This is a genomic window from Collinsella sp. AF37-9, assembly GCF_003475115.1.
In the GTDB taxonomy this organism is placed as follows: domain Bacteria; phylum Actinomycetota; class Coriobacteriia; order Coriobacteriales; family Coriobacteriaceae; genus Collinsella.
On the sequence record NZ_QROQ01000022.1, the window covers coordinates 24,016 to 43,271 of the forward strand.

15 protein-coding genes are annotated in these 19,256 nt (G+C 60.0%); all 15 read right to left on the bottom strand.

The annotated features are described in order from the left end of the window. Positions 1-65: 65 nt before the first annotated feature. The gene (murG, locus tag DW024_RS07340) at positions 66-1,181 is read right to left on the bottom strand and encodes an undecaprenyldiphospho-muramoylpentapeptide beta-N-acetylglucosaminyltransferase (protein WP_118065199.1); all 1,116 of its coding nucleotides are present in this window, start codon (positions 1,179-1,181) and stop codon (positions 66-68) included. Next, a complete protein-coding gene (gene ftsW, locus DW024_RS07345; RefSeq protein WP_118065197.1) occupies positions 1,171-2,664 on the bottom strand; it encodes a putative lipid II flippase FtsW in 1,494 nt (497 codons plus the stop codon). The genes murG and ftsW overlap by 11 nt, the downstream gene beginning before the upstream one ends. Before the next feature lie 36 nt (positions 2,665-2,700). Next, positions 2,701-4,107 (bottom strand): UDP-N-acetylmuramoyl-L-alanine--D-glutamate ligase, encoded by a 1,407-nt coding sequence (murD, locus tag DW024_RS07350; protein WP_118328438.1) that lies wholly within the window; start codon positions 4,105-4,107, stop codon positions 2,701-2,703. 9 nt (positions 4,108-4,116) lie between these two features. Continuing rightward, positions 4,117-5,136, bottom strand: coding sequence for a phospho-N-acetylmuramoyl-pentapeptide-transferase (gene mraY / locus DW024_RS07355; RefSeq protein ID WP_117637516.1), 1,020 nt, complete (start codon positions 5,134-5,136; stop codon positions 4,117-4,119). A gap of 3 nt (positions 5,137-5,139) precedes the next feature. Continuing rightward, positions 5,140-6,564, bottom strand: a complete 1,425-nt coding sequence (gene murF, locus DW024_RS07360) for a UDP-N-acetylmuramoyl-tripeptide--D-alanyl-D-alanine ligase (RefSeq protein ID WP_117806416.1) — start codon at positions 6,562-6,564, stop codon at positions 5,140-5,142. Positions 6,565-6,691: 127 nt separating this feature from the next. Continuing rightward, a complete protein-coding gene (locus DW024_RS07365) occupies positions 6,692-8,314 on the bottom strand; it encodes a penicillin-binding protein 2 (RefSeq protein ID WP_118377357.1) in 1,623 nt (540 codons plus the stop codon). 260 nt (positions 8,315-8,574) lie between these two features. Next, positions 8,575-9,045 carry a hypothetical protein gene (locus tag DW024_RS07370; protein WP_118377358.1) on the bottom strand — a complete coding sequence of 157 codons (471 nt, stop codon included), beginning with the start codon at positions 9,043-9,045 and terminating at the stop codon, positions 8,575-8,577. A gap of 90 nt (positions 9,046-9,135) precedes the next feature. Beyond that, positions 9,136-10,101, bottom strand: coding sequence for a 16S rRNA (cytosine(1402)-N(4))-methyltransferase RsmH (gene rsmH / locus DW024_RS07375; protein WP_117584231.1), 966 nt, complete (start codon positions 10,099-10,101; stop codon positions 9,136-9,138). A gap of 20 nt (positions 10,102-10,121) precedes the next feature. After that, positions 10,122-10,556, bottom strand: coding sequence for a division/cell wall cluster transcriptional repressor MraZ (locus DW024_RS07380; protein ID WP_006234269.1), 435 nt, complete (start codon positions 10,554-10,556; stop codon positions 10,122-10,124). A 462-nt stretch (positions 10,557-11,018) separates the two neighbouring features. After that, complete coding sequence (gene xerD, locus DW024_RS07385; protein WP_199576947.1) at positions 11,019-11,960, bottom strand: site-specific tyrosine recombinase XerD; 942 nt, start codon at positions 11,958-11,960, stop codon at positions 11,019-11,021. A 2-nt stretch (positions 11,961-11,962) separates the two neighbouring features. Then, positions 11,963-13,624: a CTP synthase gene (locus DW024_RS07390; RefSeq protein ID WP_118377360.1), complete on the bottom strand. Its 1,662-nt coding sequence runs from the start codon at positions 13,622-13,624 to the stop codon at positions 11,963-11,965. A 178-nt stretch (positions 13,625-13,802) separates the two neighbouring features. After that, positions 13,803-14,141: a hypothetical protein gene (locus DW024_RS07395; protein WP_040358312.1), complete on the bottom strand. Its 339-nt coding sequence runs from the start codon at positions 14,139-14,141 to the stop codon at positions 13,803-13,805. A gap of 256 nt (positions 14,142-14,397) precedes the next feature. Next, positions 14,398-15,879 carry a DUF1846 domain-containing protein gene (locus DW024_RS07400; protein ID WP_006234276.1) on the bottom strand — a complete coding sequence of 494 codons (1,482 nt, stop codon included), beginning with the start codon at positions 15,877-15,879 and terminating at the stop codon, positions 14,398-14,400. A gap of 604 nt (positions 15,880-16,483) precedes the next feature. Continuing rightward, positions 16,484-17,971 (bottom strand): YfcC family protein, encoded by a 1,488-nt coding sequence (locus DW024_RS07405; RefSeq protein ID WP_369834740.1) that lies wholly within the window; start codon positions 17,969-17,971, stop codon positions 16,484-16,486. A gap of 138 nt (positions 17,972-18,109) precedes the next feature. Next, positions 18,110-19,105, bottom strand: coding sequence for an ornithine carbamoyltransferase (gene argF, locus DW024_RS07410; protein WP_006234279.1), 996 nt, complete (start codon positions 19,103-19,105; stop codon positions 18,110-18,112). Positions 19,106-19,256 lie beyond the last annotated feature (151 nt).

Consider the following 19,256-nt stretch of genomic DNA (forward strand, 5'->3'; position numbering starts at 1 on the left):
GTAACCCGTTAACTGTACCGCACCTACCGCATCAGCGCGAGGGCGACCGACGATATCCCGTCTAACTAACGCAAACCCTCTACCGCATCGGCCAGAAGAGCGGCGGCCCTATCCTGAGCCAGACCACGCGCCGCCTGACGCATGACGTCGCGCTCTGCCGCGTCATCGACCAGGTGCAGCAGCTCATCGGCAAAGGCAGAACCGTCGATATCGGCATCGGCACAGAGCACGCCGGCCCCGGCGTCGACCAGATAACGGGCATTGGTGGTTTGGTGGTCGGCCGTCGCATGCGGATACGGCACGAGTATCGAGGGCACGGCGAGCGCAGCGATCTCGGCCACGCTCGATGCACCCGAACGCGAGAGCACCAAATCGGCAGCAGCCAGCATATCGCCCATGTTGTCGATGTAAGGCTGGACGCGGTAACGCTTCGCCTCCTCGGGCGTCAGCGCCAAAGCGCGCTCGGTCTCCTCAAAGCCGTCGGCACCCGTCGAATGCAACACATAGAGGTTCTTGCGCGAAAGCAGCTCGTTTTTGAGCGAAGTCACGCGCTCGTTGAGGTGCTGGGCGCCAAGTGAACCGCCAAAGACGAGCAGCAGCGTAGCGTCCTCGGGAACGCCAAGTGCCTTGCGGCCACGAGCGCGATCGCCCTCGATCACCGAGCGACGTACGGGGTTGCCGGTCATGAGCACGTGGTCAGGGTCACCTTCGCGCTCAAAGACCGAGCGCGCTGCCGGCACCGAGATGCACACGCGAGCGGCGTGGGAGTTCATCATCTTGTTGGCCAGGCCCGGAACAGAGTTCTGCTCATGTAGCAGATACGGAACGCCTGCGCCCTTGCACCACCCCAGCAGCGGAACCTCGACATAGGCACCAAAACCGATGGCGGCATCGGGCTTGCCGACCTTTGAGAAATGACTGGTGAGCGCACGCTTGGCCTTGTTGACACGCCACAGGGAGGTCAGCGCCGTCCAAGGACGGGAGCGGTCGAAGCCCGTGACCGTAATGGGCACAAAATCAAACCCAGCCTCGGGGACCAGACGACCCTCGAGCTTGCGTGACTGGCCCACGAACACAACGTGGTGGCCACGATCACGCAGCTCTTCGGCCAAGGCGAGCGCGGGGTTGATGTGTCCCGCCGTGCCGCCGGCTGCAATAGCAACGGTCATCTTATCGGTCATGGTAGTCCCTTCGTACACGCGGTCCCTGGTCGTCGGTGCGTAGACGAGCCGACGGGTCCGAGTTCAAATCGATTCGATTATATCCGCCGCCCGCGCTGCGAGGGCTGGGGCGCTGAGGACGACCTTGCGGAGCCGTCCGCGGACGTGGACGAGCTGCCGGCTCGGATGTAGAACCATCCAGAACGGTAAAGCCGCTACGCGAAGGTCGTTCACCGCGCACATGGGCTACGCCGGCGGTACTCTCATCCATAACGGCAAAGCTCTCGCGGCGACGGTCGTACTCATCGCGACGGGCGCTCTCGTACGAAACGCGCAGGATCAGACCGGCAAGCATAAGCGACACAATAATCGATGAACCGCCGTAGCTAATAAACGGCAACGGTTTGCCCGTCATGGGAAACACGTTGAGGATGCCCAGCGCGTTAATCAAAAACTGCACCGCGAGAATGACCGCGGAGCCAGACGCCATAAGCGCGCCCCGACGATCGGTCGCCTGCTCGGCAATGCGAAACGCCGAGTAGATCAGCATCGCAAACACCAAGAAGAACAGCACGGTTCCGACAAAGCCGACTTCCTCGCCAATGATGGCCAGGATGTAGTCATTGTGCGCCTCGGGCAGATACGAGTACTTCATGGTTGAGTTGCCGATGCCACGGCCGAACAGACCGCCCGAGGCAAAGGCCATGATGGCAAGCGTGGCCTGATAGCCGTCACCATACTCGTCAGCCCAAGGGTTCAAGGCAACCTGAATACGCACCATACGGTACGGCTCTGCGACAAGTGCAATCACGATCACGAGAATGCCGAAGATTAGCACGCCGATGATAAATCTGGGGTCGAGACCCGCAAACAACGCCATGCACATGAGGGTCAACAGGATGATCAGGACAGTACCGAAATCGGGCTGGATAAAGATCAGAAAGAGCGAAATACCCAGGTAGATGCCCATCTTGCGAAGGAATTCGTTGATGTTGCCACCGGGCGAAAAGAAGCGATCAAGCATGATGGCCGAATACGCAATGGCAAATGGCTTTAAAAACTCGGAAGGCTGGAACTGAATACCGGCGATGTTGAGCCAGCGCGTGGCGCCACGGCTGCCGCTGCCCACCAAGAACACCAGAAACAGTAGCCCTATCATGCCGATAAGGAAGATCCTAAGCACATCCTCCCCAAACCAGCTGTCCGGCAAAACGCGCACGATGGCAATCAGCGCCAGAACACCAACCACGGCAAACGCGGCCTGTCGACCCAGGAAAAACGTCGCCGAGCCATTCTCGTGCAGCGCCTCGACCGAAGACGCCGAGTACACCATCAGCAGACCAAAGCACACCAAAGTAAACAGGCAGGCCATAAATATCAGACGGGGGCGCATGATGCGGGCGGGAACGCCGGCAATATAGCGTTCGCTAAACGACTGCCTGCCACGACCGGAACGCGGTGTGCTGCGCCGCGAGGAAGCACGGTCCGAGTCGGGCCTCCTCATACCTTGTCGGGGGCTCTCCTCTCTCACCGGCAACCCCTATTCCATTTGCGATTTCGCTGCAGCGGCAAGCTGAGCCACGTAGTCCTTAAACACGCGGCCGCGCTCCTCATAGCCCGAGAACTCATCGAACGAAGAGCAGGCAGGAGAAAGTAAGATCACGTCGCCACGGCTCGACAGCGAACGGGCAACGTCCACGGCATCGCGTAGGTCATCCGCCTGGGCGATATCCACATCGCCATCGACATCGGCCTCGTCCATAGCGGCGGTGAAGCGCTCGCGCGCATCGCCAAAGCAGACGACCGAGCGCACGTTATCCATAACAACGCGCGCGAAGTCCGTGAGCGGCGTGCCCTTATCGTGGCCGCCGAGCAGCAAGATCACGTCGTCATCGGGAAATGCCGTCAGCGCCTTCTCGACCGCGTCGGTGTTGGTCGCCTTGGAATCGTTGACGTAGCGCACACCGTCAATCTCGCCGCACGGCTCCACGCGATGCTCGAGCGGCTGGAACGAGGCCAGACCGCGGCGGACACCATCGACATCGGCACCGACGGCCAGAGCAGCCGTGGCGGCACATAAGGCATTGATGACATTGTGATGGCCCGAGATCTTGAGCTCGGACGTGGCGACAAGCTGGGTCTCGACGCCCTTCAGGCGCACGACCATTTTGCCGTCGCGCACAAAGGCGGCGTCTGCACCCTCGGGCTCGTCAAAAGCGACCTTGCAGATGCGGCGACCCGGCGTATAGATGTACTCATCGAACTCGTGAATGCCAGCGTCTTCGACGTCGACAACCACCAGATCGTCATCGCCCATATTGTCAAACAGCTTGATCTTGGCAAGCGCATAGTTCTTATGGCTCTTATGCCAGCCCAAGTGGTCGGGAGTGATGTTGAGCAGCACTGCCACGCGAGGGTGGAGCTCGGTGGTCGTAGCAATCTGATAGCTCGAGAGCTCAGCCACAAACCACTCGTTGTGGGCTCGGCCGTCAATCTCGTTGACCGGCGGCTCGCCGATGTTGCCGACAGCTACGCTGGCCTCGCCGGCAGCCTTGAGCAGATAATCAGTCAGCGACGTGGTGGTCGTCTTACCGTTGGTGCCCGTGATGGCAATCCAGTTATCGGGCGACAGGCGATAGGCAAACTCTGGCTCACCCATAATCTGAGCGGCATGTTCGCGCCCGGCCTTAAAGAAGCCCGAGAACTCCGAGATGCCCGGGCACGTCACGCATACGTCATAGGCGCCCTCGACCTGTTCGGTCCCATAGACAAACGACGCACCAGCAGCCTCGAGCGCACGCGTGGCGTCATTGGGCTCAGAGGTGCCGCCGCCATACACGGTAACGGCGCTTACGCGCTCGGGATGTGCCAGCGCCCAGCGGGCGACATCGAGACCGGATTTGCCCTGACCCAAAACGAGCAGGCTAAAGACATCAGCAAGAGGCATGAAAGACCACTATCCCAACTGGAAGAACAGAGCAAGGCCAACGGCACCAAAGGCCGCAGCGATAATCCAAAAACGGATGACGACCTTGGTCTCGGCCCAGCCCTTCTTTTCGAAATGATGATGGATGGGCGCCATAAGGAAGACGCGCTTGTGCGTAAAATGGAAGTAGACAACCTGAATCATGACCGACAGGGTCTCAACGATAAACAGGCCGCCGATGATGAGGGAGACGACCTCGGTGTTGGTCATGATGGACGTGCAGGCAAACGCGGCGCCCAGAGCAAGCGAGCCGGTATCGCCCATAAAGATGCTCGCCGGATAGCAGTTGAACCACAGAAAGCCCAAGCAGGCACCGGCACACGCGGTACAGAAGATGGACAGGTTCACGTCTCCGTGCAAAAACGCCATGGCAGCCATGGCGAGCATGGCGATCATGGAGGTGCCGCCAGCAAGACCGTCAAGGCCATCGGTCAGGTTCACGGCATTAGAAAGACCGGCAATCATCAGCCAGCAAAAGACAATATAGAGCCACGGGAACGAATAGCCGCAGATGGTGGTCGAAAGCACGCCAAGGTCGATCGTCAACCCACCGGGAAAACGAATCTCGGGGGCGACGCCGCACCAGTTGACGGCAAGTACCGTAAAGGTGACACAGATAATGGTTAGGCCGATCATCTTGGCATGAGGCGTCAGACCGAGCGAGCGCCCATGCGTAACGGAGGTCAGGTCGTCGATCAGACCCAGCACGCCGGTCGCCAGCGTGGCGAGCAGCACGAGCACGAGCTCGGTGGTGAGCTTGCCCATCAGCAGGCAGGTCAGCGAGATCGCGATGAGGATGACAACGCCACCCATGGTGGGCGTTCCCTGCTTAACCAAATGACGCTTGGGGCCGTCGGCACGAACCTGCTGGCCGATACCCTCGACCTTGAGCAGCTTGATCCACCACGGCATGAGCAGCAGCGCAATGGCGGCGGCGATGCCAAGCCCCAAAAAAGCCTGATACGTTGGATACGAGGGATTGCCGAACATGGGCTAGCACACACCTTCCACAAAGCGGTCGAGCTCAACAAAGCGGGAACCCTTGACCAGTACAACATCATGTTTTTCAAGCGCGCCGCCCATGCGGTCGAGCACCTGCTGATAATCGGAGAACACCTGGATGCGGTCCTCGTCCATGCCCATCATGCGCGCGGCATCGGCCATAAGCTGGGCCAGCTCACCACCCACGCACGCCAGCATGTCGAGCTTCTTGGCGGCGGCATAGGCGCCCACGAGCTCATGCATGCGAGGAGCCTCATCGCCCATCTCGCCCATCTCGCCCAGGATCGCCATGCGAGACCCCGTGCACGAAAGCGAGCACAGCAGATCGAGACCGGCTGCCATCGATTCGGCGCTGGCGTTATAGGAGTCATCGATGATGCGTGCACCGCTCTTGGCGCGCTTGATCTCCTGGCGGTGACCGGTGATTGTGAGGCCCCTAAAGGCAGCATCGATCTGCTCGGGCGTCACGCCCAGGCGATAGGCAACCGCGGCGGCCTTAACGGCATTTGGAACGGACTGCACGCCGGGGATAGCAAGCATGGTATCGATTGTCTCGCCCTGACCAAAATCGAGCGTAAAGACCGGACGGCCCTCGTCATCAACACGAACTTCGCGGGCGCGGACCTCATCATCGTCCGAGACGCCGGCCAGCATCACATCGATACCAGCAGGCTGGGCGAACGTATCGCGAATGAACGGCGTAAAGTCGTCCTCACCGCCCAAAACCAGCAGCGGCAAGAAGTCGCCGGCGGCGCACATACCCTGGACAATCTCGGCCTTAGCGCGGGCGATGTTCTCGCGGCTGCCCAAAATGCCGATGTGAGAGGTGCCGATCTTGCTCACGATGGCAAGGTTGGGATTGGCGGACTGGGACAGGCGCTCGATCTCGTGGAAATGGTTCATGCCCATCTCGAGCACCAGGACCTCGGTACCGGCCGGGGCGGAAAGCACCGTGAGCGGCATGCCGATCAGGTTATTGAAATTGCCCTTGGTGGCCCAGACACGATAGCGCTTGGCGAGTACAGCGGCGAGCACGTCCTTGGTCGTCGTCTTGCCGATGGAACCGGTAATGCCAACGACCAGGCAGCCAAGCTCCAGGCGATACGCGTGCGCCAAACGCAGCAGAAACTCCTCGGGATCATCGGTCAGCAGGATGGCGCATCCCTTGTCCTGCGCCAGCGAGACCAACTCGGCATCGGGCTCACGCGTCATCACGACGGCGCCGGCACCCGACTGGACGGCACGGGAAGCAAAATCATTGCCGTCGACGTTTTCACCGGGAAAGGCGACGAAAATCGTCCCTTCCTCGACCTGGCGCGAGTCGATAACGCACCCGCGGCATACCCGATCGACTTCTCCCGTCACGGTTCGGGCCCCTGTTGCGGCCGCGAGGTTGTTGACGGCGATCTCTATCATTGCAGCTCCCCTGTAAACCTAATAATGCTATCGGCGTATTGTATCCCAGCGCCGCGCATGCGTGGTGCAGGGCATGTGAACACCCCTCATATGGGACAACAAACCATGCCCCAAAGATTGTAACCCCCTACTTCGTGCGCGGGATGCCCAGCACGTCGAGCGCGTTGGCCATAATGGACTGGAACGGCACCGCAGCGGCATCTGAGCCGCTCGGCGTTCCGTCGAGCGTGATATAGCACAGCACCTTGGGTGATTGTGCCGGCGCAAAGCCCATAAAGGACGACATGTAGTTCTCCTTGAGGTAGCCGCCGTTCTCGTCGGCACGTTCGGCCGTGCCGGTCTTGCCCGCCACGTCATAGCCGTCAACTGCGCCGCCAACGCCCGTGCCTTCAGACACGACCGTCTGCATGCACGATGTCACCTGGGATGCTGCATCCTCAGAAATCGCACGCTCGCCTTCGCCCCAGTCCTTCTCGTCGCCTTTGCTGGACTTATAGAAGTGCGGGGTCATCATCACGCCGCCGTTAGCGATGCCGCCCACGGCACGTGCGATCTCAATCGGCGAGACAGACAGCGCCTGTCCAAAGCTCATTGAGCCCAGCGTGGCGCCGTCATACTGGTCACGCTCCTTGACGATGCCCAGGCTCTCGCCCGGAAAATCTACACCAGAGCTGTGACCGATGCCCCACTTGTCCACATAGGCGGCAAAGTCGTCGGCACCGATCTTGCGCCCCACCAGGACAAAGCCCACGTTGGACGAACGGCGCATCATCTCGCGCACATCCATGGTCATGGCATAGTCGCGCTTGTCGGCATCGGTGACGGTATCGTCGCCCACCTTGATGCTCGCCGGCACCTCAAACGACGTACTCGATCGCACGACGCCCAAGTCGAAGCCGGCGCCCGCCACGAGCGTCTTAAAGACCGAGCCGGGCTCGTAGGCGTCGGTAACCAGGCGCAGGTTCATATCCTCGGTCTTGGCGTTTTCCAAATCGGTCTGGTCGTAGGTCGGATACGAGCAGGCTGCCAAGATCTCTCCTGTCGTAGGATCGGTGACCAGCGCCGAGCCGTTCTTGGCCTTAGTCTTCTCAACTGCCTCTGCCAGGGCATCCTCGGCCGCACGCTGGATATTGACGTCGAGCGTCGTCACGATATCAACGCCGTCGACCGCAGCCACCTTTTTATAGGCACCGCCCGCGATATAGCTGCCGTCCCTCGCGCGCTCGCGTACGAGAGAACCGTTCGTGCCGGTCAGAAGCTTGTTGTATTGCTTTTCGAGACCCGTCAAGCCGTCGTTGTCTACATTCACTACACCCAGCACCTGCGATGCCAGATTGCCGTATGGATATACACGCTTCATGGCCTGCTCAAAAAGCACGCCGGGCAGGTTCTTCTTCTCCAGCGCCGCAACATCGTCTTCGTCCACCTGGCGCTTGATATACACCCAGGTTCCATCGGACTCAACGAGCTTGCGGCAGGTCTTTTTATCGATTCCAGTTGCCTTGACCAGCGCCGACACCGTCTTGTCAACATCCTCGACAAGCTGCGGGTTCACGGCGATGTTGCGACATTCGACCGACGACGCCAACACGTTGCCGTTGCGGTCGTAGATGGTGCCGCGTTTGGCATAGAGGGTCTGCGCAAGCAGGCGGCGCGCATCGGCACGCTCGCGCAGTTTATCGGCTTCGACAATTTGATAGTCGGCAAGGCGAAAGACGCCCAAGCCCAAGCCAAGCCCGATGAAGCCCATGACGGCTTTGCGGCGAGGCAGAGGCGCGCCTGTGAGCCATTCGGTCGACGAACTCTTGCGCGACCTGGTGTTATGCACTTGAGGGCCGCCCGAGCCGCGAAGTCGCGACGCCGGGTCGTTGCCACGGGACCGCCCGGCGTTGTAAGATTGCCGACCCGTTCCTTGATAACCAGAACGTCCCCGCGACGAGGGACGTCCAGAACCGCGGCCCCCATCGGAACCGCGGCGATAGTCATTTGTCATACTCAGCTACCGTCTTGCTACTGAGCGGTCGCGGTCGCGTTGGCGCCCGCGGCTGCATCCTGCGAAAAGTCAAGTGTAACGCTCTCGCTGGGCTCCACCATGCCATAAGCGCCCGCAAGGTCGCGAATGCGCGTGTCGGCACCATAGACCGAATGCATGACCTCCAGGTCGGAGCTCTCATCGGTCGCCTTTTCGAGCGTGCTGGTAAGCTCGGCATTGCTGTTGAGCACCTGGGCCGTAACGCCGGCGAGCGCCACGCGGGCGACGCCGATCGTCATGAAGATAGCCGCAATGATGCAAAACGTTTTAAGAACGCTCATGAAAACCGGGCTTACCGCCTGGTTTGCCTGACGGCCCGCGCCCGTGTAGACATCAAAGCGCGGCGTGCGCTGCTCACGGGGAGCAACGGGGGCCTGCGGCGTCTCACGATAGGCGGGCATGGCGTTCATATCATAGGCGAGTGCTGCGCTTGAAGTGTTGTAGCCCATGATATGCCGCCTCCCATCCCGAGTACGTTGGTAGTGTGTTTAAGCTTCGTTTATGGTGCGAGCGGGAGGTCCAATATCGCGCGGTCGCGCCTACAGACGCTGCGCCACGCGGATTTTGGCTGATCTCGCCCGAGGGTTGCGCTCAACCTCATCAGGCTGGGCAACCAGGGGTTTGCGGGTGATGACCTTGAGTATCGGCACGTTGCCGCACACGCACACCGGAATCTCCGGCGGACACGTGCACCCCTGGCTCATCTCCTTAAAGTGGTTCTTTACGATACGGTCCTCGAGCGAGTGATACGAGATGACGCAGATACGTCCGCCCGGGTTGAGCCACCTGGTGGCGGCATCAAGCCCTCGTTCGAGCACATCGAGTTCGTGATTGACCTCGATGCGAATGGCCTGGAAACTTTTCTTGGCCGGGTGTCCGCCATGCCGACGAGCGGCAGCCGGGATACCCGCCTTGATGATCTCGACAAATTGGCCGGTGGTTTCGATCGGTTCTTGCTCGCGGCGGCGCACGATCTCGCGCGCGATCTGCGAGGCGAACTTCTCTTCGCCGTAGACGCGTAGAATCCGGGCGAGGTCGTGTTCGTTATAGGTGTTGATGACCTCAGCTGCGTTTAAGGTGTTATTACCCGGATCCATCCGCATGTCCAATGGGGCGTCCTCGTTATACGAAAAGCCCCTGCCAGGGATATCGAGTTGCGGTGACGAAACGCCCAAATCGAACAGGAAGCCATCGACCCCGGGCACCTCGGCCGAGCAAAGCAGCTCGTCCAAGTCTCCGAAGTTGCCCTTCAGCAGCTGGTGCGGAACGCCGGGAACCTCGCGGTCCAGACGGGCGCCAGCGGCCTCGAGGGCCATGTCGTCCTGATCGACGCCGAGCAAAAGGCCGGTCTCCCCCACCTGCGCGGCCATCTTTACCGAATGGCCGGCACCGCCAAGGGTGCAGTCGCAGACGACGGAGCCGCTCTTTAGCTGCAGCGACTCAAGCACTTCGCCGAGCATGACAGGTTCATGCCGATATTCTTGTGTCAAGATCCCACGCTCCATCCGTTACCCGTGCCTTGCCCTTACGAGAAGAAGAGGTCCAGCAGGGCCTCATCGTCATCGTCCTCATCGGCCGCGGCGCGATCCCAAACCTCAAGGTGGTCGTAGTTGCCCACAACCGTGACCTCGCGGTCGAGGTTCGCCTGCTTGCGGAGAGACTCGGAAAGACCGATACGACCGGCGCTGTCCACATCCATCGACGTGGTGCGCTTGTTGATCGCCCTCATGAGCTTCTGGTCGTTAATGTCACGCGGGTTAAAACCCTCGTGGCCCTCACGACCCGCGAAGAGTCCTTCGACCCACTTATCGAAGGCCTCGGCAGAGAACACGTACAGAGCATCGACATCCAGGGCTTTGAACACGCGAACGTGCTCTCCAAGCTCCTCGCGAAGGGGTGCAGGCAGGGACAGACGACCTTTTGCATCGAGATTGCGCTCGTATGCACCAGTCATTCCCATGTGCGCCCTCCCCTCGGTTACTCAGATGGCACGTACGCGGGGAACCACCCCGCCTGTCGACGTCATCAATAATATGGGGAACCACCCCATTTTTCAACACCTTTCCCCACCCCTTCCCCCACCCCTCCCCATCATTCCACCCCCAATATGTTGTAAAACACCCCCGAGCATATGTTCGAAAACACAATATGTTGTGTTTGCAGCAAAGGCGAGATGCCACCTGTAGAACCACGCCCGCGAACCTCAACCTTCAAGTTGACCTTGAGGCGATTTTTACGTCCCTTTACACGCCGTTCACATCGCCCCCAAACTCCCCCACCCACGGTACACACGGCCCACCGCCGCGTCGGTGTCTAGCGAAAAATGGGACGAGCCCCAGATTGCCCATGCGCGCAAAAGTGCGTCTCGGCAATCTGGGGCCCGTCCCCTTTAGTATTTATAAATATGCAGGTCAGCGATGTGCTAGCGATGTGCTAGCGGATGCGCCGCCAGATAGACCTCGGTCAGTTGCGTTCGGTCGACATGCGTGTAGACCTGCGTGGTCGAAATATCGGCATGGCCCAAAATCTCCTGCAGCACACGCAGGTCGGCACCGCCCGCGAGCATGTGGGTGGCAAAGGAGTGGCGCAAGGTATGGGGGTGGAGCCCCACCAGCCCCACCTGGCGCCCATACCGCTCGCATATCGCATGCACGGCCTGGCGCGACAGGCGACGTCCGTTCTTATTTAAAAAGACCGCCGAGGTCTCGGTTCCGCGGGCATGGGCCGCCAAGCGAGAACGTCCCTCAGTTACATAGAGCGTCAGAGCTCGCGCCGCGCTTCCCACCAGTGGGGACAGGCGTTCCTTTGAGCCCTTACCGCGAACGAGTACAAAGCCATCGTCAATATGGATATCGCCCACATCGAGCCCAACCAGCTCACTCACACGCAAACCGCATCCGTAGAGCACTTCCAAGATGGCATGGTCGCGCAGTCCCATCTCGCCCTCGGGAAAGTCTTGATCGAGCAGTGCCGAGACATCCTCCACCGATAGATACTCCGGCAAACGCTCAGCCTTTTTAGGCAGGCGCAACGCCGCCGTCGGGTTTTGGGCCACGGCCCCATCGCGCACCAAAAAGGCATGCAGGCCCTTCACGGCAGCAAGCGCACGCTCCACCGAGGCGTCGGAATAGCCTCCGTCGCGGCGATCGGCGACAAAGCCCTCCACGATCTGACGGGTCACCTCTTCAAAAGACACAATACCCACCCGCTCCAGATAGGCGCAGTACGTCGTCAGGTCACGACGATAGGCCGCAATCGTGTTGCGCGCCAAGCCCCGCTCGACCGCGAGGTAATCGAGATACTCCCCCGCCGCCACGGCGAGCGACGAGGGAGTAGCTTCGGTATGTTCCTTATTCGCCGGCACCCTTAGTCCGTAGCGAGGTTCATGGGCGTCACCTGCAGACGGTCGACACCCTCATGCTGGCCAATCGAAGCGCGTACGAACTCGCGGAACAGCGGCTGCGGGTTGGTCGGGCGGCTCTTGAACTCGGGATGAGCCTGGGTTGCCACATACCACGGATGCACGTCGCGCGGCAGCTCGACCATCTCGACCAGGCGCTCGTCGGGCGACAGACCCGAGATAACCAAACCGGCGTCCTCGAGCTGGTCGCGGAAGGCGTTGTTGAACTCAAAGCGGTGACGGTGACGCTCGTAGACGAGTTCCTCGCCATATGCCTCGCGAGCAAGGGTATCGGCAGCAAGCTTGCACGGATAGGCACCCAGACGCATGGTGCCGCCCTTCTCGGTCACGTCCTCCTGCGAGCTCATCAGGTCGATGACGCTATACGGGCCATCCGGATCGAACTCAGAGGAGCTGGCGCCGGCGAGGCCGACGACATTGCGGGCGAACTCGCACACGGCCACCTGCATACCCAGGCAAATGCCCAGATACGGAATCTTGTGCTCACGGGCAAACTCGGCCGCGAGGATCTTGCCCTCCAGGGCGCGCTTGCCAAAGCCGCCGGGGACCAGGATGCCCGAGGCGTCGCCTAGAACCTCGGAGACATTCTGCCCATCGAGGCTCTCGCCGTCGACTAGCTGGACGTCCACATGGCGATCGTAGAAGACGCCCGCATGGTGCAGGGCCTCGATAACCGACAGGTACGCATCGGGCAGCTGCGTGTACTTACCCACGACGGCGATCTTCACCTTGTCGGCGTGATGGTTGGCGTGATTCTGTTTGCGCAGGAACTCGTTCCACTCGCTCATGTCGCGCTCACGCGGATCCAGACCCAGGCGCTCGCAAATGCGCAGGTCAAAGTCCTGCTCGGCAAGCAGCTGCGGAACATCGTAAATGCTCGCGCAGTCCTCGTTGGTAAAGACGCAATCGGTGTCGACGTCGCAGAAGCTTGCGATCTTTCCGCGGATAGCGTCATCGATATGGTGGTCGGAGCGCAGCACGATAATATCGGGCTGGATGCCAAAGCTGCGGAGCTCCTTGACGGAATGCTGCGTGGGCTTGGTCTTGACCTCGTGGGCGGCGGCGATATAGGGAACGAGCGACACGTGGATGTAGCAGACGTTCTCGGGGCCGGCCTCCTTGCGGTACTGACGGATGGCCTCGACAAACGGTTGGGACTCGATGTCGCCGATCGTGCCGCCCAGCTCGGTGATGACTACATCGGAGCCGGTCTGCTCCTCGATGCGGCGGAACTTGTCCTTAATGGCATTGGTGACGTGGGGAATCACCTGCACGGTACCGCCCAAAAAGTCGCCGCGACGCTCACGGGCGATTAGGCTTTTGTAGATGGCACCAGTCGTAAAGTTGGAATCGCGGGTCAGGTTCTCATCAATAAAGCGCTCGTAATGACCCAGGTCCAGGTCGGACTCGTAACCATCCTCGGTAACGAAGACCTCACCATGCTGGAACGGGCTCATGGTGCCGGGGTCGACGTTCAGATACGGGTCGGCCTTTTGCATCGTTACTTTGTAGCCACGCGACTTGAGCAGACGGCCCAGCGAGGCCGCGGTAATACCCTTGCCCAGGGACGAAACTACGCCACCGGTCACGAACACATGCTTGGTCATATTGAGTTACCTGCGCTTCCCGTAGAAGTTGTTTATCCACATCTTACGGGTCTTCATTGTAATACTCGCGCCGCGGACCGTTCGCAATTTTTCTCGCGTGCGATTGCATTTCTCAATCTTGAAACAAAACGCCGCCCGGTTTCCCAGGCGGCGCTGTTATGGCAAGGGTTACACGCTGCTATCGATCAGCAACCTCGTCCTCAAGCATTTCTTGAACGAGCATGCCGGTACGGACGCCCTCAAGATACCACTCGCCACGTTCGGTGAGGCAAATGCCATTTGCAAGCTGACCGCCGTCGTCGCTATAACGCGAGACGACATCAATCATGCCTTCGGAATCCAAGCGATCGATTGCGGCGCGGGCACGATACGGCGAAACCCCCACGCGCTCGGCAAGCGTTTTGCGCGAGAAACCATACGGCCCGCCATTGTCTTCGGTTTGCTGGTCGATCTCCATCAACACCAGCACCTCGACACGCTTCATATCGTTGACACTCGCACGACCCTTGCCCGCCATAGCAGCCTCCTCAAACCGAGCACGAGCATCTAACGCGCCGTGCGCGACCGACACACCTCACGATGGCAGGTAATATCCATCATGCGGCATCCCGCTAAGGATGAAACAGTTACGGTTATTGTATACCGCTCAAATTGTTTCTAGGCAGGTAAACGGCTATTTTTCGCCGAAATAGGCGCTTTATTGATCAAAAAGCCGTACCGGGCGCTAACCCGATACGGCCAAAATGCAATGCAATTACCGCGGTGCTTCAAACTTAGCGATGGAAGAAACCGCGGCGCTCAAACTTGGGCTCGCAGCACACGTTGATACCCAGTTTGCGCAGTACCGTCTCGTCCGTCGGCGAGATAATCACGCTAAAGAAGGCATCGCAACCGCGCAGCTGCTCCAGGCCTGAAAGGACGCGAGCGGCCGTCTCACTCGTGGCCGAGGTGATCGACAGCGCCATAAGCGTCTCGTCGGTGTGGAGGCGCGGGTTTTTGCTGCCCAGGAAATGCGTCTTGAGCTTGCTGATGGGCTCGATCGCCTCATCGCTAATGACCTCGAGCTCAAGGTCGACGCCCGAGACATGCTTAAGTGCATTCATAATGAGCGAACTTGCGGCGCCCAGGCGCGTGGAGGTCTTACCGGTCACCACGGAGCCATCGGGCATGACCATGGCACCCACGGGACCACCCGTCAGTTGCTCCCTGGTGAGGGCCGCCGAGCGCGCCGGTGAGTAGTTCTTATCGATGCCAGCTTTCTTCATAATAATCTTGAGACGGTCGACTTGTTCATCGCCCACGCCGGTACGGCGCACATTTTCGACCGCGGTAAAGTAGCGGCGGACGATCTCCATCTTGGAAGCGTCGCGGCAGGCATCGTCATCGGTGATGGCAAAGCCAACCATATTGACGCCCATGTCCGTAGGGCTCTGGTAGGGACTCTTGCCCAGGATCTTTTCCATCAGGGCACGAACTACCGGGAAGGCCTCGACGTCGCGGTTGTAGTTGACCGTGGTCTTGTTGTAGGCCTCAAGGTGGAACGAATCGATGATATTGGCGTCGTCGAGGTCAGCCGTGGCGGCCTCGTAGGCAATATTGACCGGATGCGTAAGGGGCAGATTCCAAACCGGGAAGGTCTCGAATTTGGCATAGCCGGCGGCCGTGCCATGCTTGTGCTCGTGATAGAGCTGAGACAGGCAGGTGGCAAGCTTGCCCGAGCCGGGGCCGGGTGCCGTCACGACAACGAGCGGACGCGTGGTCTCGACAAACTCGTTCTTGCCGTAGCCATCGTCGGACACGATCAGATCGACATCGTGCGGATACCCCTCGATGGGATAGTGCAGCTTGGCGGGAATGCCGAGCGCGTTCAGGCGGTTGCGGAACACATCGGCAGCAGGCTGGCCAGCGTACTGGGTGATGACCACAGCCGCGACGGCAAAGCCGTTGCCGCGGAACAGGTCAACCAGGCGCAGCACATCCTCGTCATAGGTAATACCAAGGTCACCACGAGCCTTGTTTTTCTCGATGTGGTTCGCGTTGATCGCGATGATAACCTCGACATCATCGGCGATGCTCTTGAGCATGCGGAACTTGCTGTCCGGTTCAAAACCCGGCAGCACGCGGCTCGCATGATAGTCATCGAACAGCTTACCGCCAAACTCCAAATAGAGCTTGCCACCAAACTGCGAGATGCGCTCCTTAATGTGAGCAGCCTGCAGCTCGATATACTTCGCATTGTCGAAACCCTGGCGCATATATGGCTCCCGTCCCGTTTCCATTTAATGTTCTAGGCGATTATAACGGAGCAGACCCTTCCCAACACCCAAGCAGCCAACGGGCACCAACCAAACACGCCATCGATAAGTTGCGGTGGAATAGTTCCCGTTTAACCCCTCAAGACGGCCAAACAGGAACTATTCCACCGCAACTTCCCCTTTTGGCGCAAAGTAATCTGACCCCTTTGCACCAACAGCAGAAACGTTGCGGGCAGAGAACGGACAGCGAACAGGCACCAGAGCGAGCAAGCTGTCCCCCTGCAGCAACAATGGCAGCGCCGCAGGTGGGGCAAAAGTCAGCGAAAGCCCGCCAGAGCGAGCAAGGTGACGTGAAAGAGGAGGGCATAGGCCTTTTGGCCATGCCCGACGATTGAACGTCAGATTGCCGCTCTGGCGGGCTTGCAGCGTCGAGTGGTTCCGGCGTTTGGTAAAACGCCGGAACACAAGAGCGCCCCCTCCCGCGCACGGAACGGGAGGGGGCTAAAGGTAGGAGTCTACCGGTGGGTTTACCCCACCGGACAGACGATGACCAGGTGATCCTCTACAGGATCGTCAAGGTTTCCGTGGGGTACCCATTGGGTACTTAGAGCAGCACGCAGGCGACGGTCAGGATGACGGCGCAGACGACGGAGAGAGCGACGATGAGCTTAAGGGCAAACTTGAGCCAGGTCGTCCACTCGATCTTGGCCAGGGCGAGACCGCCCATGATGGCGCCGGAGGTCGGGGTGAACAGGTTCACGACACCGATGGCGGCGGAGAAAATCATGACCATGACCTCGGGCGAGAAGCCGAGCTTAACAGCCAGCGGTCCCATGATGGGCATGGAGACAGTAGCCATACCGGAGGTCGAGGGGATCAGGAAGGACAGGCCAAAGTAGACCAGGAAGCTCATGGGAGCGAAGATCACGCCGGACAGGCCAGCCAGAGCATTGGCGGCAGCATCGAGGACGTAGACGTCGAGGCCGGTGCTAGCCATGAGGACGGAGATACCACGGGCGAGAGCGATGACGAGGACAACGGACATCATGTCGGCAGCGCCGGTGATGAAGGTGTTGACGATCTGCTTCTCGGACAGGCCACCGATGATACCGATCAGGATAGCCATGAGGAAGAACCAGGTGGAAGCCTCGTCGAAGTACCACTGGCCAATGGGCAGGCCGGTGATCAGGGCAGACCAGCCCTGAACGATGGCGTTACCGTCGGCGTCATAGACAGCGCCAGCATCGAAGAAGTTGGCGACGCCCTCGTTGAGGTCGGCCAGCGGGATGAAGCCGACGATCATGACGACGAAGGTGAAGGCAAAGGCGATCAGAACACCCTTCTGACGACCGGTGAGCTTAACCTCCTTGTTAACCTCGGAAGCAGCCTTGCCGTGAGCCTCTTCGGCGTCCTTGAGCTCCTGCATCGAAAGGATGGTGGAACCCTTGTCGGCCTTGACCTTCTTGGCATAGCTCATGACGAAGAAGATGGACATGGCGGTGGTAACAATCCACAGGACGGCACCGAGGCCGATGATGATGGACTGGTTGACCTCAATGCCAACACCGGTCAGAGCGTCGACGGCAGCGCCGACGGCGAACGGGTTAACCGTGGAGCCGAGGCAGCCGCAGCCAGCGCCGAGCAGGACGGTGGCGGCGCCGACCATGGGGTCGAAGCCAGCAGCCATCATAGTAGCGGCGAGCAGGGCGTAGAAGGGAACGGTCTCCTCGCACATACCATAGGTGGTACCACCGAGGGAGAAGATGAGCATCAGCACGGGAACGAGCATGATCTCGTTGCCCTTAAGCTTCTGCACCAGAACGGCAATGCCGTTGTCCAGGGCGCCGGTCTCGGTCATCATGCCGAGGAAGCCGCCGAGGATCATAACGAAGAGGCAGACGGGCAGAGCGTCAGCGAAGCCCTTGACCGGGGCGGTGCAGAAATCGCTCAGGCGGGCAGCGGTAACCTCGCCACCGGACGTACCGGAGACGATAACGGTAACAACCGCGACGATTGCCAGCAGAGCAAGAAGAATGGTGAACGATGAAGGCATACCGCGCTTTTTCTTAGCGGTCTCAGTCATAGTTCTCATCCCCCCTTCATAAATCATTTACTGATCTCGCCCGAAGCGGCTCTTCCGTGCCGTGCATGTCGCTCAGTGCGAGATTTTTACCAGACAAAAGCGCTCGGGGTGCGCAGCAATGCACCCCGAGCGAGATGCTAGAAGCTCTTACTTGAGCGTAGCGTACATGACAGCCTTGATGGTGTGCATGCGGTTCTCGGCCTCGTCGAAGACCTTGGAAGCGGGGCTCTCGAAGACCTCGTCGGTGACCTCCTGCTCGGTGATGCCGAACTGCTCGCACTTCTCGGCGCCAATCGTGGTGTTGGTGTCGTGGAAGCTGGGCAGGCAGTGCAGGAAGATGGCACCCGGGTTGGCCATAGCCATGACCTCGGAGGTAACACGATACGGGGTGAGCTGAGCGATGCGCTCGGCCCAGACCTCGTCGGGCTCGCCCATGGAGACCCACACGTCGGTGTAGATGACGTCGGCACCGGTGACGCCGTCCTTGACGTCGGTGGTCAGCTTGATGGTGCAGCCGTTGGCCTCGGCGATGGGCTTGCAGGCCTCGATGACGTCGTCAGCGGGCATGCACTCCTCGGGGCCGCAGGCCACGAAGTTCATGCCGAGCTTGGAGCAGACAACCATGAGGGAGCGAGCGACGTTGTTCTTGCAGTCGCCCATGAAGACGAGGGTCTTGCCCTTGATGTCGTAGTTGAAGTTCTCCTGGACGGTCAGGATATCGGCGAGCATCTGGGTGGGGTGCCACTCGGTGGTCAGGCCGTTCCAGACGGGCACGCCGGACTTAGCAGCGAGCTCCTCGACGTCGTCCTGGGCAAAGCCGCGGAACTCGATGCCGTCATACATGCGGCCGAGAACGCGGGCGGTGTCCTCGATGGACTCCTTCTTGCCCATCTGCGACGAACCAGGATCGAGGTAGGTGACGCCCATGCCCAGATCCATGCCGCCGACCTCGAAGGCGCAGCGGGTACGAGTGGAGGTCTTCTGGAAGAGCAGAACGATGTTCTTGCCCTCGAGATAGCGGTGCGGAACACCAGCGCGCTTCATGTCCTTGAAGTTCTTGGAGAGCTTGAGCAGGTACTCGATCTCCTCGGTGGTGAGGTCGAGAAGCTTGAGGAAGCTACGGCCGGAGAGGTTAACACCCATGGTTCGATTCCTTTCGAAGAAATGAATTACGTAAGTATTAGTGTTGCCCGTTTAACGAGCGAAGCCGGTGCGGTTGTAGGGGGACCGCACCGGAAACGGAAAGACTTAGAGGTCCTCGCGCCAGAAGGGCATGCTCATGCAGCGCGGGCCG

Excerpts from the sequence above, each read along its gene's own strand:
- rsmH (WP_117584231.1), bottom strand. The coding sequence starts at position 10,101 with ATGGAGCGTGGGATCTTGACACAAGAATATCGGCATGAACCTGTCATG.
- DW024_RS07380 (WP_006234269.1), bottom strand. The coding sequence starts at position 10,556 with ATGGGAATGACTGGTGCATACGAGCGCAATCTCGATGCAAAAGGTCGT.
- ftsW (WP_118065197.1), bottom strand. The coding sequence starts at position 2,664 with ATGAGGAGGCCCGACTCGGACCGTGCTTCCTCGCGGCGCAGCACACCG.
- DW024_RS07390 (WP_118377360.1), bottom strand. The coding sequence starts at position 13,624 with ATGACCAAGCATGTGTTCGTGACCGGTGGCGTAGTTTCGTCCCTGGGC.
- DW024_RS07370 (WP_118377358.1), bottom strand. The coding sequence starts at position 9,045 with ATGGGCTACAACACTTCAAGCGCAGCACTCGCCTATGATATGAACGCC.
- murD (WP_118328438.1), bottom strand. The coding sequence starts at position 4,107 with ATGCCTCTTGCTGATGTCTTTAGCCTGCTCGTTTTGGGTCAGGGCAAA.
- DW024_RS07405 (WP_369834740.1), bottom strand. The coding sequence starts at position 17,971 with ATGAGAACTATGACTGAGACCGCTAAGAAAAAGCGCGGTATGCCTTCA.
- DW024_RS07395 (WP_040358312.1), bottom strand. The coding sequence starts at position 14,141 with ATGGCGGGCAAGGGTCGTGCGAGTGTCAACGATATGAAGCGTGTCGAG.
- DW024_RS07400 (WP_006234276.1), bottom strand. The coding sequence starts at position 15,879 with ATGCGCCAGGGTTTCGACAATGCGAAGTATATCGAGCTGCAGGCTGCT.
- murF (WP_117806416.1), bottom strand. The coding sequence starts at position 6,564 with ATGATAGAGATCGCCGTCAACAACCTCGCGGCCGCAACAGGGGCCCGA.
- murG (WP_118065199.1), bottom strand. The coding sequence starts at position 1,181 with ATGACCGATAAGATGACCGTTGCTATTGCAGCCGGCGGCACGGCGGGA.
- mraY (WP_117637516.1), bottom strand. The coding sequence starts at position 5,136 with ATGTTCGGCAATCCCTCGTATCCAACGTATCAGGCTTTTTTGGGGCTT.
- argF (WP_006234279.1), bottom strand. The coding sequence starts at position 19,105 with ATGGGTGTTAACCTCTCCGGCCGTAGCTTCCTCAAGCTTCTCGACCTC.
- DW024_RS07365 (WP_118377357.1), bottom strand. The coding sequence starts at position 8,314 with ATGGGCTTCATCGGGCTTGGCTTGGGCTTGGGCGTCTTTCGCCTTGCC.